We start from the raw sequence: 14,841 nt of genomic DNA on the forward strand, positions 1-14,841 counted from the left end.
CTGTTCCCGCTCGGGCCGGCCGCCGGCCGGGTCCGCAAGACGGCGGAAATGCCTCTCCGTCGCCTCTCGCCTATTTTGATAGCCCCTCTCGTGTCAGCCATTTCAAACAAGCGTTTTAATCGTATGATTGATATGATGAATGCGCAAGTAAAACCTTCGCAACGCTTGTCTAGTGCGGCAAGTTGACAACAGTCGACGCCAAAACCGCTGATAATGTTTTGATAACAACAATCTGTCGGACAAACTACTGCCAGACAAACGTTGCAGTTTGATTGCCGGCGCATATCAAACATAGGAAAATAATAATATTCTATTCCGGAGAGCAAGATGACGTTCAAAGCGAACGACTCACTGACCGAACAAATTGCCCAATACCTGGGCAAACAAATCATACAAGGCACGATGCAAGCCGGAGAGCGCATCCAGGAATTGCGCATTGCGTCGGAACTGGAAGTCAGCCGCGGGTCCGTACGCGAAGCTTTATTGATTTTGCAACGCCGCCATCTGGTGGAGATTTTCCCGCGTCGCGGCGCGGTGGTGTCCAGCATCACCGGTCAGGATGTGCGCCATTTCTTCGAACTGTGGTTCCTGCTGCTGGATCAAGCGGTCTGTAACCTCGCCACCTCCTGGCAAAACGACGACCTGGCCCACTTCTTCGAAGTCACCACCCAGTTAGCCGAATGCAACCGCAAAGACGATTTGCACGGCTTTTACGACCACGGCGTCGATTTTCTCGACACCCTGTACCGCTACGCCGGCAACCGCTATCTGGAACACACGCTGAAGGACTTACTGCCGCTGACTCAGCGCTGCCTGTTCGCCATTCTGCGCGCCGGCAAGAGCCAGATGGACCAGACCCAGCTCTTCCTGGAAAACCTGCTCAAGACCATCATCGCCCGCGACACCGCCAGATTGCGCCAGATGGTGGCCGAGTTCGGTCAGCAATACAGCCAACTGGCGCAAAGCGCCGCCGAATCGCTAGCCGGACGCCATTGAGGCCCACCGCCCGGCCAAAGCCCGGGCGGCGTCCAGCACCAGCTCCTTCCCCGCATCCCTGCGCTTGCCGGCGCGCCAGGCCATGGTGACCTCCCACTGCCAGGCCGGCAGGTCGGCAATGCTCAGCCGTCGCAAAACGCCGTCGGCCAGATCGGACTGAATCGACAGCTCCGGCATGAAACACAGAAAACCGTGACGCAAGGCCAACTCCCTGGCCGCCGACGCCGGCTGGATCGCATGGATGGGCTGGGCCACGGTGCGCGCCTGCCGCAGCCGGCGTATCAACTCATCGCACTCCACGCCCCAGTACTGGGGCGCGATCCGGTAAGACGCCACCTCCTCCAAACTCAGCGGCTGCTCCCGCTCCGCCAACGGATGCCCGGCCGCCGCCACCGCCACGATGGGAGAGCGCCACAGCGTTTCCATCTGAATGCCCGCCATCGCCGGACACCGCAACACAAAGCCGACCTGCACCAGGCCGGACAACAGGTTCTGCATAATCAGCGGCGAGTGATCGGTGTCGCAGCGGATTTCCAGCGGCGCTTCGGCCAGGTCCAGCAATAAAGGACCGAAAACCGCCGAAGTCAGCGACGGCAGACAAGACAGCCGCAGGCAGGGCAAGGCCGGCGTGCCCTGCAGGATCTCCCTCCCCTGCTCCAAGGCCGACACCGCCTGCTGCGCCGATGGCAAAAAGGCCAGGCAGGCCGCTGTGGGTTCCGCGCCACGACGGTGGCGATGAAACAGGCAAGTCCCCAGCTCCTGCTCCAGCAATTGCACTCGCTGACTGACCTGGGGCTGCGACCAGCCGCGCTTGGCGGCGGCCTGGCTGAAGCTGCCCAGCTCGGCGATATCCAGCAATAGGCGCAAATCGGAGAGTGCGATAGACATAAGAAAATCCAATATTAACTATTACGGATTAGTCAGTTTCAGAATATCAGGAGCCTTCATAGAATGACATGAAAATAAGGAGATTTCATGGCGCTGCTAAAGCGGGCCCGGACCTTGGGCAAAGGCTTCATCCTGCTGGACAACCTGATCGTGGTATTTGGTTTCTTCATGGTCTTTCCGCTGATCAGCCTGCATTTCGTCGATCAACTGGGCTGGACCGCGGCCGCGGTGGGCTTTGGGCTGGGTTTGCGCCAGTTCACCCAGCAAGGGCTGGGCTTGTTCGGCGGCTCCCTGGCCGACCGTTTCGGCGCCAAACCGCTGATCGTGGCCGGCATGCTGCTGCGAGCCACCGGCTTTGCCGCCATGGCGCTGGCGAACGCGCCGTGGCAGCTCTGGCTGTCCTGCCTGCTCTCCGGCCTGGGCGGCACGCTGTTCGATCCGCCGCGCTCCGCGCTGGTGGCCAAATTGACGCGGCCGCGCGAACGCAACCGCTTCTATTCGCTGCTGATGATGCAGGACAGCGCCGGCGCGGTGGGCGGCGCCTTGTTCGGCTCCTGGCTGCTGCAATTCGACTTCCACTGGGTATGCCTGGGCGGCGCCGTCGCGTTTTTGGCGGCGGCGGCGGCAAACGCCTGCCTGCTGCCGAACTACCGCGTCGCCGCCCGGCGGGCGCCCGCGCTGGCCTCCATCCGCATCGTGCTGAACGACCATCGTTTCCTGAAGCTGGTGCTCACGCTCAGCGGTTATTATCTGCTCAGCGTGCAAATCATGCTGTTGCTGCCCATCGCCATCAAGCAATTGACCGGCACCGCCCAGGCCGTGGGCTGGATGTACGGCCTGGAAACCGCCTTGTCGCTGAGCCTGCTCTATCCTTTGGCGCGGCTGGGCGAGCGCCATTTCCGCCTGGAAACCCGGGTACTGGCCGGCATCGCGTTGATGAGCCTCAGCCTGGCCTGCATGGCCGTGGCGCGGCAGCCGCTGACCGCCTTCCTCATCCTGGCCGCCTTCTTTCTCGGCACCCTCATCACCGAACCGGCGCGGGAAACCCTGGTGGCCAGCCTGGCCCGTCCGGAAGCCAGAGCCAGCTATATGGGCGCCAGCCGGCTGGGCCTGGCCCTGGGCGGCGGCGGCGGCTTTCTCGCCGGCGGCTGGCTCTACGACTTTGCCCAAAGCCGGCATCAAGCCGGCCTGCCCTGGCTGCTGCTGGCCGCCGCGGGCGCGCTCACCTTCATCGCGCTGGCGCGCCAGTTTGGCCCCGCCGCGCCGCGGACGCTCAAACAAGCGGCCTGACAACAACAAAAGCCCGCCGGATGGCGGGCTTTTCATCAATCAGCTGGGCTGTTTGCCTTGCGACAAACAGACAGTAAAACCGGTGTTACGCGTTCTGAATATTGGACGCTTGCTTGCCCTTCGGACCGGACACCACTTCAAAGCTTACACGTTGCCCTTCTTTCAGGGTTTTGAAGCCTTGCATGTTGATGGCCGAGAAGTGAGCGAACAAATCCTCGCCGCCTTCATCCGGAGTAATGAAGCCAAAGCCTTTAGCGTCATTGAACCACTTAACGGTACCTAATGCCATTCTTACTTCCTTGCAAAAAAAGGCTGGTGAAGCCGACCAACTTAGAGCTTAATAAGAGTTGTCTGGCTTGCCTAGCGCAAAAAAATGCCAAACAGTTAAGCCAAGCACCAGCTGCATTTCTACGCAACCCGCCGCTCATCGTCAAGTCGTAGAGGAAAAGTGCCAGTCCCCTTGAAAAAAACTCTCGGGGAACCCAAATTGAAGTAAGACGCAGATTCCACGAAAGCCGACATGTCTACGCAGTTCAAGGACGATGCCATACAAGAGGCGTCCCGGGTTAGGGAAAACCCACCCCCGATGTATAAGGTCTTGTTATTGAACGATGATTTTACCCCGATGGATTTTGTGATCCAGGTCCTCCAGCAGTTCTTCTACATGAACCGCGAAAAGGCCACTCACATCATGCTGCAAGTCCACACGCAAGGTCACGGCGTGTGTGGCGTTTATACCAAAGACGTGGCTGCAACAAAGGTCGAGCAGGTGTTGCAATATGCGAAAGCGCACCAGCATCCGCTCCAGTGCGTTATGGAGGAAAACTGATGATTGCCCAGGAGCTTGAAGTAAGCCTGCACATGGCGTTCATGGACGCAAGGCGCAAGCGCCACGAGTTCATCAGCGTGGAGCATCTGTTACTCGCGATGACCGACAACCCGTCGGCCGCCGAAGTACTGCGCGCATGTGGAGCCAACATCGACCAGCTGAAAAAACAGCTGGGCGATTTCATCGATGAGCACACCCCCACCGTGCCCGGGGAGGCGGAGGTGGAAACTCAACCCACTCTCGGCTTCCAGCGCGTGATACAGCGCGCGATCCTGCACGTGCAGTCTTCCGGCAAAAAAGAGGTGACCGGGGCTAACATCCTGGTGGCCATCTTCGGCGAGAAGGACTCCCACGCGGTGTACTATCTGCACCAGCAAGGCATTTCGCGGCTGGACGTGGTGAATTTCATTTCTCACGGAATCACCAAGCAGCGCTCGCAGCAGCAGCCGCAGGAGCCGCGAGACAGCAGCGGCGAAGCGGAGAGCGAGGAGCAGGCCACCGGTCCGGGCGGCGCGCTGGAAAACTACACGCTGAACCTCAACCAGCAGGCGCGCGACGGCAGGATAGATCCGCTGATCGGCCGCGAGTCCGAGCTGGAGCGCACCGTGCAGATTCTGTGCCGTCGCCGCAAGAACAACCCCTTGCTGGTGGGCGAGGCCGGCGTGGGCAAGACCGCCATCGCCGAAGGCCTGGCGCGCCGCATCGTCAACGGCGAAGTGCCGGAGATTCTGGGCAAGTCCACCGTCTACGCGCTGGACATGGGGGCGCTGCTGGCTGGCACCAAATACCGCGGCGATTTCGAACAGCGGCTGAAGGCGGTGATCAAGCAATTGACCGAGGACAGCAACGCCATTCTGTTCATCGACGAGATTCACACGCTGATCGGCGCCGGAGCGGCCTCGGGCGGCACGCTGGACGCGTCCAACCTGCTGAAGCCGGCCTTGTCCAACGGCAGCCTGCGCTGTATCGGGGCGACCACCTACAACGAATACCGCAGCATTTTCGAGAAGGACAACGCGCTGTCGCGCCGTTTCCAGAAGATCGACGTCAACGAGCCGACGGTGGAGCAGACCGTGGAAATCCTCAAGGGGCTGAAATCCCGCTTCGAGGCCCACCACGGCGTCAAGTACACCCAGTCCGCGCTGTCCACCGCGGCGGAGCTGTCGGCGCGCTTCATCAACGACCGCCATCTGCCGGACAAGGCCATCGACGTGATCGACGAGGCCGGCGCCGCGCAGAAGATTCTGCCCAAGTCCAAGCAGAAGAAGGTCATCAACAAGACCGAGATCGAGGACATCGTCGCCAAGATCGCGCGCATTCCGCCCAAGACCGTGTCGTCCGACGACAAGAACGTGCTGAAGAATCTGGAGCGCGATCTGAAAAACGTGGTCTTTGGTCAGGAAAAAGCCATCGAAGGGCTGGCTAGCGCCATCAAGATGACGCGTTCCGGCCTGGGCAATCCGCAAAAGCCGATCGGTTCCTTCCTGTTCTCCGGTCCCACCGGTGTCGGCAAGACCGAAGTGGCTCGCCAGCTGGCCTATATACTGGGCGTGGAGTTGATCCGCTTCGACATGTCCGAGTACATGGAGCGCCATGCGGTGTCTCGGCTGATCGGCGCGCCTCCGGGCTATGTCGGCTTCGAACAGGGCGGCCAGCTGACCGAGGCGGTCAACAAGCATCCGTACGCGGTGGTCTTGCTGGATGAGATCGAAAAAGCGCATCCGGACATCTACAACGTGCTGTTGCAGGTGATGGACCACGGCACCCTGACCGACAACAACGGCCGCAAGGCGGACTTCCGCAACGTGGTGATCATCATGACCACCAACGCGGGCGCGGAGTCCCTGTCCAAGCCGACGCTGGGCTTCACCCAGACCAAGGCGGCCGGCGACGAGATGGGCGACATCAAGAAACAGTTCAGTCCGGAATTCCGCAACCGCCTGGACGCCATCATCCCGTTCAAGATGCTGGACGAGCAGATCATCCTGCAAGTGGTGGACAAGTTCCTGATGCAGCTGGAGCAGCAGTTGGCGGAGAAGCGGGTGGACATCCACTTCACCGACGAGCTGCGGCGCTACCTGGCGAAGAACGGCTTCGATCCGCTGATGGGCGCCCGCCCGATGGCGCGTCTGATCCAGGACACGCTGCGCAAGGCGCTGGCCGACGAGTTGCTGTTCGGCCGTCTGGTCACCGGCGGCGAAGTCACCGTCACCGTGGTGGACGACAAGGTGGAGCTGCAGTTCGACCACCAGGCCTTAGCGCCCGAACCGGCCTGATCTTGATACGGCAATATGCAACGCCCGCTGACGCGGGCGTTTTTCTTTTCATCTCAACCGCGAGGATGATGTTTGGCGTGCAGCTGTTTCAAGCGCTCGCGCGCCACATGGGTATAGATCTGCGTGGTGGAAATGTCAGAATGCCCCAGCAGCAGCTGCACCACGCGCAAATCCGCGCCGTGGTTGACCAGATGGGTAGCGAAGGCATGACGCAACACGTGCGGGCTCACCGCCGGCAAGCCCTGGCGCTTGGCGTACTGCGAGATCAGATGCCAGGCCATCTGTCGCGTCATGCCCGCCTTGCGCTGGGTCACGAACACCGTGTCGCAGACCGCGCCCGCCAGCAAAAGCGGCCTCGCCTCGGCCAGATAACGCTGCAGCCACTCCTGGGCCAGCTCGCCCAAGGGCACCAGTCTCTCCTTATTGCCCTTGCCCATGGTCTTGACCAGGCCGTCCAGCAAATTCACTTGTTGCAGAGTCAAGCCCACCAGCTCCGACACGCGCAAGCCGCTGGCGTAGAGCAGCTCCAGCATCGCGCGGTCGCGCAGGCCCAGCGGCGTGCCCACGTCCGGCGCTTCCAGCAAGGCTTCCACATGCCGCTCGGACAGGGATTTGGGCAAGCGCGGCCCCTGTTTGGGCGCGCGCAAGCGCGCGCAAGGGTCGTCGCCGCGCAAACCCGCCTGCGCCAGATATTGATAAAAGCGCTTCATCGCCGACACCATCCGCGCCCGGGTCGCCGGCTTCTCTCGGTCCACGCCCAGCAAGAGCGCCTGCTCCAGGTGCTCAGAAGCGGCCTCCGTCAGGCTAACGCCCTCGTCTCCCAGTCTCGCTGCCAGCTTGCCCAGATCGCGCCGATACGCGGCCAGGGTGTTCTTGGACAGGCCGTCGCTCAACCATAACTGGTCCAGAAACGCGTCGATGACCTCCTCGGCCGCCTTCATTGCTTCGCTGCTCGCATCCATTATTGTCGTCGTCCGCCGATATGCGCGTCAGGCCGCCGCCCGCGCGAAACATCCATACTGAATAATCCTCAGTCTTTGTCCGCCTCGCGGGCAAAACATTCCCCTGCTCCCCTTGAAGGCGAGCCCGGGCCTCGCGCAATGACCTCGACTCGCGCCTCAACAGACGCAAAGCGGCGCCTTGCGCGCATCCCTCCGCTCAACAACCGAACTCATGCGCCAGCAGCCACTGCTTGATGTCCACGGTTTCCCGGCCCAAGGAGCGATTGAAGCCGCCCAGGCTGTTGCGGGCCACCACGCGGTGGCAAGGCACGATGATGGGCACCGGATTGCGCCCGCAGGCATTGCCCACCGCCCGCGCCGACGAGCCCAGCGCCGTGGCGATATCCTGATAGCGCGCCATCTGCCCGCAGGGAATCCGTTCTATCTCGCGCCAGACGCGCTGCTGGTGCTCGCTGCCCCGCAAACGATAAGGCAGGCTGAAGCCAAAGCGCGGATCGACGAAATAAGCGCGCAGCTGTTCCGCCACCTCCTGCTCCAGACTGCGCGGCTCCGGCGGCCTGAGGGCTTGCCGCTCGGCCAGGAATTCCAGATTCACCAGCGCGCCGTCGAGACATACCATGCCCAGCTGCCCGAACGGCGCGTCGATCACCGCGCTGTATTCCATGTGTCCGCCTCCGGATAATAAAAAAGCGCAAGGCATCGCCTTGCGCTTTGAACTGTCATCAAGCCTAAGCCTGACTCGACAAGGCTTAGCCTTGCTTGCGAGCCGGCAGTTTTTCCTTGATGCGTGCGGATTTGCCGGTACGGCCGCGCAGGTAGTACAGCTTGGCGCGACGCACGTCACCACGGCGCTTCACTTCAACGGAAGCCACCAGCGGGGAGTAGGTTTGGAAAGTACGCTCTACGCCTTCGCCGGCGGACATCTTACGCACGGTGAAAGCGCTGTTCAGGCCAGCGTTTTTCTTGGCGATAACCACGCCTTCGTAAGCCTGCAGACGTTCGCGGTTGCCTTCCTTAACCTTCACCTGAACGACGATGGTGTCGCCCGGGGCGAATTCCGGCAGGGTTTTGCCCAGGCGGGCGATTTCTTCTTGCTCGAGTTTCTGGATCAGATCCATGATTCACTCCTGGTTTTTCTGGAGATCTTGTTCCTGCTGGTACTCCGCCAGCAGCCGAGATTCCTGTTTTGTCAAAATACGGCCTTGCAGCAAATCCGGGCGACGTTGCATCGTCCTGCCCAGAGCCTGTTTCAGCCGCCATTTAGCGATCAGCGCATGATTACCGGACAACAGCACGTCCGGCACCCGCATGCCCTGATAGTCTTCGGGTCGGGTATAGTGCGGACAATCAAGAAGCCCGTCCACAAATGAATCCTCGTAAGCCGACTGCGCGTCGTTCAGGACGCCGGGCAGCAAACGCACCACCGCGTCCATCAGCACCATGGCCGGCAGCTCGCCGCCGGACAGCACGTAGTCGCCGATGGAAATCTCCTCGTCGACCTCGCGCTGGATCAACCTCTCGTCCACGCCCTCGTAGCGGCCGCACAGCAGGATCAGGCCCGCTCTTTGCGACAGCTCCGCCGCCTTCGCATGCGTCAGCGGACGGCCTTGCGGCGAAAGATAAATCACATGGCTGCGCTCGGCTCCGGCTTGCGCCTGCCTCGCCCTGGCCGCCGCGATGGACTGCGCCAGGGGCTCGATCTGCATCACCATGCCGGGGCCGCCGCCATAAGGCCGGTCGTCTACCCGGCGGTAGTTGTCATGCGTGAAATCGCGAGGATTCCAGGCCTGAAAACCCCAAATGCCCAAATCAAGCGCCCGCTGGCTAACGCCAAAGCGGGCGATGGAATCGAACATCTCCGGAAACAGCGTTACCGCGTCGATCTGCATCAGTAGTCCAGACCCCAGTCCACCTGGATCTTGCCTGCGGCAAGCTGAACTTCCAGCACATACTGATCCACGAAGGGAATCATGCGCTGGCCGTCCGCGCCTTGCACCACCAACACATCGTGCGCGCCGGTTTCCATCAATTCGCTGACTTTGCCCAGCACTTCGCCTTGCTGATTGACGACTTCCAGACCGATCAGATCGGTCCAGTAGTATTCGCCTTCCTCGGCGGCCGGCAACTCTTCGCGCGGCACGGCGATTTGCATGCCGCGCAGGGCTTCGGCCGCGTCGCGGTCTTCCACGCCTTCCAGCTTGGCGGCAAGCGCCTTGGGCTGGAGTGCGCCGTTTTCAAATGTGTACGGCTTCCAGTCGTTCTCCTTGCCCAGCCACCAGACCGGGTAGTCGAACAGACCGTCAGCGTATTCGGTGTCGGCCTGGACTTTCACCCAGCCCTTGACACCAAAGGCGCCACGCACAAACCCCATCACTACGAGATCTTCGTTGCGCATGCGCCTAGTCCGTCAGTTGATGTGTCAACGAACGCTTAGGCAGCGGCCTTCTGCTCTTTCAGCAGCTTGGCAACGGCGTCGGAAACTTGAGCGCCAACGCCAACCCAGTGGTTCAGGCGGTCCATGGTGAAACGAACGCGCTCTTGCTTCTCGTTGGCAACCGGGTTGTAGAAGCCAACGCGCTCGATGAAGCGACCGTCACGACGGTTACGGGAATCGGTCACCACGATGTTGTAGAACGGACGGTTCTTGGCGCCGCCACGTGCCAGACGAATCACTACCATTGTCGATTGTCCTTGAATAAAAACGGTATGAGAAAAGCCCACGATTTTAGGTCAGTTTTCCCTTATCTTGCAAGCGCTTAATGCAAGACGCCTGTCAAGCCCGCCGTTACAAGCTCTTGGACACCATGGTCAGGGCCCGGTCTTCCGGGTGCGGCTCCACGGAAAAGCCCAGCTTGTGCATCAGTTTCAACATGCCCTTATTGCCGGCCAACACCTCGCCGCGCATCACTTTCAGGCCCTGCTCCCGCGCCGCGTCGAACAAGGCGCTCATCAGAAGATAGCCTATGCCCTTGCCTTGCCAGCGGTCGGCCACTTCCAGCGCGAACTCGCAGCCCTCATTGTCCGGATCGGTGATGAAACGCGCCACCGCCAGCATTTCCTCGCCGTCTTTTTGTTCGCGCGTCATCGCCAGCGCCATCTCGCGGTCGTAATCCAGCTGGGTGAAACGCACCAACATGCTTTGCGACAATTGCTTGATGCTGGACAGGTAGCGGTTGTAGCGGCTCTCCTCGGACAGATTGCGCACGAACTCCTGTTGCATATCCGCATCTTCCGGACGCACCGGCCGCACCATCACATTGGTGCCGTCCTTCAATTTGGCGCACACCACCATATGGCTGGGATAAGGCATGATGGCCATATGGGCGTAGCGCTTCAAGTCCGGCCGCCGCGGCCTGACGATGATGCGGGCGTCCAGCGCGATCACGCCCTGCTCGTCGGCCACCAACGGATTGATGTCCATCTCGCGCAGCTCGGGCAGCTCGCACACCATTTCCGACACATGCAGCAGCACATCCTCCAGCTCGTCCTGATCCACCGCCGGCAGGTTCTTGAACGCGCCCAGCAATTGGCCGATGCGGGTATGCCGGATCATGCTGGCCACCAGATAGCCGTTGAGCGGCGGCAGGGATAGCGCGCGGTCGTGCATCACCTCCACCGCGATGCCCCCGGCGCCGAAAGTGATCACCGGCCCAAAGGCTTCGTCGTGGGTAACGCCCACCATCACTTCGCGGGCGAAGCGGCGCTTGCGCATGGGCTGCACCGACACCCCGTCGATGCGCGCCTCCGGCCGCGCCTGGCGCGTGCGGCCGATGATGGCGTCGAACGCTTCGCGCAGCGTCGCCTCATTGCTGATGTTCAGCTCCACGCCGCCAACGTCCGACTTATAAATAATGTCCGGCGAATCGATCTTCAGCACCACCGGGTAGCCGATCTTGTCGGCCTGCTTGACCGCCTCGTTGGCGGTGCGCGCCAGCCGGGTGGGATTGACCGGAATCTGGAAGGCTGCCAGCACTTCCTTGGATTCGCGCTCGGACAGAATGTCGCGGCCGTCCTTCAGCGCCGAGGCGATCACCTTACGCGCCTTGGCCACGTCCGGGTCGGCGCGCTTGCCCTCCAGCGGCCCCGGCGTCTGCAACAACAACTGCTGGTTGCGCTGATAAGCCGCCAGATTGCGGAACACTTCGATGCCGTACTCCGGCGCGCGGAAGTGAGCGCACTTGGCTTTGGAAAACAGTTCGCGGCTTTCCGACACCTTGGCGTCGCCCAGCCAGGACAGAAACAGCGGCTTGGCGGATTCGCGCTGCAAGCCGATCATCAACTGCGCCGTGGTCAGGTGGTCGGTGCCGGCCTGCGGGGTGAACACCACCATCACGCCATCCACATTAGGGTCGTCCAGACAGGCCTTCACCGCGGTGCGAAAACGCGAGGGACTGGCGTCGCCTATGATGTCCAGCGGGTTGCCGTGCGACCAATTGCGCGGCAAGACCCCATTGAGCAGTTCCACGGTGGAATCGGACAGCTTGGCCAGCTCCACCCGGTTGGAATAGGCGCTGTCGGCGGCCAGCACGCCGGGGCCGATGCCGTTGGTGACGATGGCCAGCCGCTTGCCGCCCACCCGGTAGTTGGCCGCCAGCACCTTGGCCGCAGTGAACAGCTGGGCGATGGTGTCGACCCGCAGCACGCCGGCGCGCGCCAGCGCGGCGTCGAACACATCGCCGCTCTCCACCAGATTGCTGGAATGCGTGACCCCGGTCACCGCGTCCTCATAGCGGCCGGACTTGATCACCACCACCGGCTTGGTGCGCGCCGCGGCGCGCAGCGCCGACATGAAGCGGCGCGCGTCGTGAATGTGGTGGACATGCAACAAAATGCCCTGGGTGAAGTTGTCCGCCACCAGGTAATCCAGAATTTCGCCGAAGCCGACGTCCAGCGCGTTGCCCACGGAAATCACGCTGGAAAAACCGATGCCCTTGCTGTCCGCCCAATCCAGCATCGCCGTACACAGCGCCGACGACTGCGACACCAGCGCCAGATTGCCCGGCCTCACCTTGCTGGTGTAGTTGCTGGCGTTGAAGCCGGCCACCGGCCGCATCAGGCCCAGCACGTTCGGCCCCAGGATGCGGATGCCGAAATGGCGGCTGATGGACAGCGTCTCGTTGATGATCTCCCGCTCCAGCTGCTCGCTGTCGGCGAACTCCTTGGCCAGCAGCACCGCCTTGATGCCCTTCTTGCCGCAGTCCTTCATGATCGCCGGCAGGGTGCGGGTGGCGGTCACCACCACCGCCAGATCCACGGGCTCGCTGATCTGACGCACCGAAGCCACCGCGGGCACCCCGGCCACCACCTTGTGGTTGAGGTTGACCGGAAACAGCTTGCCCTGGAAGTTGCCCGCCAGCAGATTGGCGAACACCGCCTGCCCGATCGAGCCCGGCGTGTCGCTGGCGCCGATCACGGCGACGCTGCGCGGCGAAAACAACGGTGTCAGGTAATGCGGCCTCATTGATGCTTATCCTCGGAAATAATGGTAACCGGCACGGTTTTCCCCGCCGGCGGCGGCAACGGCCACTCCGGCTGCAAAGTCACATGATCGATGCCGTACTCGCGCGACAGCATGCGCTGGCAAGCCGCCAGAATGCGCGGCCAATCCTGCGGCGCGGCCACCTGCAAATGCGCGGACAAGGCCACGCGGTCCGCGGCCATGGTCCAAACGTGCAGATCGTGCACCGATCTCACCCCGGCGATGCCGCCCAGGGCGCGGCCGATGCGGTTGAAATCCAGCTCCGCCGGCACCTCCTCCATCAACACCGCCAGCGACTTGCGCAGCAGCCGCCAGGTAGACGACAGAATCAGACAGGCCACCAGCATGGACAAGATCGGATCCGCCGGCGTCCAGCCGGTCCAGTACACGATGGCCCCGGAAGCGATCGCCGCCAGCGAGCCCAGCAAATCCCCCATCACGTGCAGCAGCGCCGCCTTGCTGTTAAGGCTGTGCGCGCCGCGGCTCAGAATCCACACGGCCAGCACATTCACCAGCAGGCCGGCCACGGCGATGCCCATCACCCCCAGGCCGTTGACCGCGTGCGGCTCCAGCAAGCGCCGCACCGCCTCCACCGCGATGAAAACGATGACGCCGAACATGAACAAGCTGTTCAGAAACGCGCCTATCACCTCCGCGCGGCCATGGCCGAAAGAATGCGACTCGTCCGCCGGGCGGCGGCCGATATGCGCCACCCACAAGGCCAGCAACAGCGAAATGGAATCGGTCAGCATATGGCCGGCGTCCGACAACAAGGCCAGCGATCCCGTCGCCCAGCCGCCCACCGCCTCCACGCAGGCGAAGCCTATCGTCAGCAGCGCCACCCAGCGCAAGGCGCGCATGCTGGCGGCGCGCGCCGCCGCGCCCGTCACCCCGCCGTGGGGATGGCGATGCGGGTGATTGTAATCGTGCTCGTCGTCATGCTCACCGCCCGCCGAGCCATCATCATGCAGACTGAACCTTGACGTCATCTTGACCTCCGGCAAGCCGAATCCATCGCGCCCCGCTTCGCCGCAAGGGCCTAACAAGAATGGACTGGCGCGGACACTACAATATTGTTAATCTTTGCTGTTTAGCAATAGCTCTTTACTGCACCGCACAAAGTCGCCACGCGCCCCTTGCTCCAACAAGGCCGGATGGCGGCGGGAGTCGATCCATCATGACGAAACGCGTCGTCACGCTTGCCCATTACTATACCCAGCCTGAAATCCAGAAAATGGCCGACAAGGTTGGCGACAGCCTGGAACTTTCTTTGTACGCCAAGGAAGCCAATGCCGACATCATCGTTTTTGCCGGCGTGCGCTTCATGGCGGAAACCGCGAAAATCCTCAATCCCCAGGCGGAAGTGATTCTGCCCGACGCCGGTTCCACCTGTTCGCTGGTGACACAGACCGACGTCGCCGCGCTGGCCAAATGGCGCAAGCAGCACCCGGACCACGTGCACGTTTCCTATATCAACTCCAGCGCCGAGCACAAAGCGCTGTCCGACTGGATCGTCACCAGCCGCAATGTGGACGACATCATTGCCCACCTGTACGCCGAAGGCAAAAAAGTGATCTTCTCGCCGGACCGCAATATGGGCGGCTACCTCAACTATCAGTACGGCTACGACATGCCGCTGTGGTCGGCGGTGTGCGAGGTGCACGACAAATTCAACGAAGCGGCGCTGGACGAGGCCTTCGCGGTCGCCGGCGCGGAGAAATACCTGATCGCCCATCCGGAAAGCCCGCTGCCGGTGCTGAAGAAGGCCGATTACGTCGGCTCCACCTCCGGCATGCTCAACTGGGTCAAGCAATTCTCCGGCAGCCCGGACGCGGTGATCTTCGTCGCCACCGAAGACGGCATCCTCTACAACATGGGACTGGCCCGTCCGGATCTGGACCTGCGTCAGGCGCCGATCTACGCCGGCTGCCAATGCAACTCCTGTCCGTACATGAAGATGAACACCATAGAAGCGGTCAAGCGCGCTCAGCAGGGCGTGGGCTTGCGCATCGACTACCTCAGCCGGGAACAGATGGACGCGGCGCGGCTGCCGATCGAGCGCATGCTGGAATTCAGCCAGCGTTACTACGCCTGAGCAGCTTTCCCCAACCCGCCCACCGG

At 62.0% G+C, this 14,841-nt stretch carries 15 protein-coding genes; 5 read left to right on the forward strand and 10 right to left on the reverse strand.

Annotated elements, in window-relative coordinates; all coding sequences use genetic code 11:
• Window positions 1-327: 327 nt before the first annotated feature.
• A complete protein-coding gene (locus ACODSD_RS05890; RefSeq protein ID WP_107798155.1) occupies window positions 328-996 on the forward strand; it encodes a GntR family transcriptional regulator in 669 nt (222 codons plus the stop codon).
• On the opposite strand, the gene ACODSD_RS05895 is transcribed toward ACODSD_RS05890, so the two are convergent.
• Window positions 979-1,884: a LysR family transcriptional regulator gene (locus ACODSD_RS05895; protein WP_488876958.1), complete on the reverse strand. Its 906-nt coding sequence runs from the start codon at window positions 1,882-1,884 to the stop codon at window positions 979-981. The genes ACODSD_RS05890 and ACODSD_RS05895 overlap by 18 nt on opposite strands.
• A gap of 87 nt (window positions 1,885-1,971) precedes the next feature.
• Here ACODSD_RS05895 and mdtH point away from each other — a divergent pair, with 87 nt between their 5' ends.
• Window positions 1,972-3,174 carry a multidrug efflux MFS transporter MdtH gene (mdtH, locus tag ACODSD_RS05900; RefSeq protein WP_488876959.1) on the forward strand — a complete coding sequence of 401 codons (1,203 nt, stop codon included), beginning with the start codon at window positions 1,972-1,974 and terminating at the stop codon, window positions 3,172-3,174.
• 85 nt (window positions 3,175-3,259) lie between these two features.
• On the opposite strand, the gene ACODSD_RS05905 is transcribed toward mdtH, so the two are convergent.
• Window positions 3,260-3,463 (reverse strand): cold-shock protein, encoded by a 204-nt coding sequence (locus ACODSD_RS05905; RefSeq protein ID WP_019101271.1) that lies wholly within the window; start codon window positions 3,461-3,463, stop codon window positions 3,260-3,262.
• 231 nt (window positions 3,464-3,694) lie between these two features.
• On the opposite strand from ACODSD_RS05905, the gene clpS reads away from it, so the two are divergent.
• On the forward strand, window positions 3,695-4,003 hold the full coding sequence (clpS, locus tag ACODSD_RS05910; protein ID WP_019101854.1) for an ATP-dependent Clp protease adapter ClpS: 309 nt from the start codon (window positions 3,695-3,697) through the stop codon (window positions 4,001-4,003).
• Entirely contained in the window at window positions 4,003-6,279 is a 2,277-nt protein-coding gene (gene clpA / locus ACODSD_RS05915; protein ID WP_227106924.1) for an ATP-dependent Clp protease ATP-binding subunit ClpA, read from the forward strand. Before clpS ends, clpA begins: the two co-directional genes overlap by 1 nt.
• Before the next feature lie 53 nt (window positions 6,280-6,332).
• Here clpA and xerD read toward each other — a convergent pair whose 3' ends face one another.
• The 8 genes from xerD to ACODSD_RS05955 all read right to left on the reverse strand — a co-directional run bounded on the left by xerD (window position 6,333) and on the right by ACODSD_RS05955 (window position 13,709).
• Window positions 6,333-7,241 carry a site-specific tyrosine recombinase XerD gene (gene xerD, locus ACODSD_RS05920; RefSeq protein WP_404990261.1) on the reverse strand — a complete coding sequence of 303 codons (909 nt, stop codon included), beginning with the start codon at window positions 7,239-7,241 and terminating at the stop codon, window positions 6,333-6,335.
• 196 nt (window positions 7,242-7,437) lie between these two features.
• Window positions 7,438-7,905, reverse strand: coding sequence for a methylated-DNA--[protein]-cysteine S-methyltransferase (locus ACODSD_RS05925; protein WP_107798150.1), 468 nt, complete (start codon window positions 7,903-7,905; stop codon window positions 7,438-7,440).
• Window positions 7,906-7,990: 85 nt separating this feature from the next.
• Window positions 7,991-8,359: a 50S ribosomal protein L19 gene (gene rplS, locus ACODSD_RS05930; RefSeq protein ID WP_019102875.1), complete on the reverse strand. Its 369-nt coding sequence runs from the start codon at window positions 8,357-8,359 to the stop codon at window positions 7,991-7,993.
• Window positions 8,360-8,362: 3 nt separating this feature from the next.
• A complete protein-coding gene (gene trmD / locus ACODSD_RS05935) occupies window positions 8,363-9,130 on the reverse strand; it encodes a tRNA (guanosine(37)-N1)-methyltransferase TrmD (protein WP_048415670.1) in 768 nt (255 codons plus the stop codon).
• On the reverse strand, window positions 9,130-9,636 hold the full coding sequence (gene rimM, locus ACODSD_RS05940; RefSeq protein WP_227106922.1) for a ribosome maturation factor RimM: 507 nt from the start codon (window positions 9,634-9,636) through the stop codon (window positions 9,130-9,132). Before rimM ends, trmD begins: the two co-directional genes overlap by 1 nt.
• Window positions 9,637-9,671: 35 nt before the next feature.
• A complete protein-coding gene (gene rpsP, locus ACODSD_RS05945; protein WP_019102878.1) occupies window positions 9,672-9,920 on the reverse strand; it encodes a 30S ribosomal protein S16 in 249 nt (82 codons plus the stop codon).
• A gap of 106 nt (window positions 9,921-10,026) precedes the next feature.
• A complete protein-coding gene (locus ACODSD_RS05950; RefSeq protein WP_107798148.1) occupies window positions 10,027-12,702 on the reverse strand; it encodes a bifunctional acetate--CoA ligase family protein/GNAT family N-acetyltransferase in 2,676 nt (891 codons plus the stop codon).
• The gene (locus tag ACODSD_RS05955; RefSeq protein ID WP_227106919.1) at window positions 12,699-13,709 is read right to left on the reverse strand and encodes a cation diffusion facilitator family transporter; all 1,011 of its coding nucleotides are present in this window, start codon (window positions 13,707-13,709) and stop codon (window positions 12,699-12,701) included. The genes ACODSD_RS05950 and ACODSD_RS05955 overlap by 4 nt, the downstream gene beginning before the upstream one ends.
• Before the next feature lie 188 nt (window positions 13,710-13,897).
• On the opposite strand from ACODSD_RS05955, the gene nadA reads away from it, so the two are divergent.
• The gene (nadA, locus tag ACODSD_RS05960; RefSeq protein WP_107798147.1) at window positions 13,898-14,815 is read left to right on the forward strand and encodes a quinolinate synthase NadA; all 918 of its coding nucleotides are present in this window, start codon (window positions 13,898-13,900) and stop codon (window positions 14,813-14,815) included.
• Window positions 14,816-14,841: the final 26 nt, after the last annotated feature.

Source organism: Chromobacterium sp. FG22, from assembly GCF_057809415.1.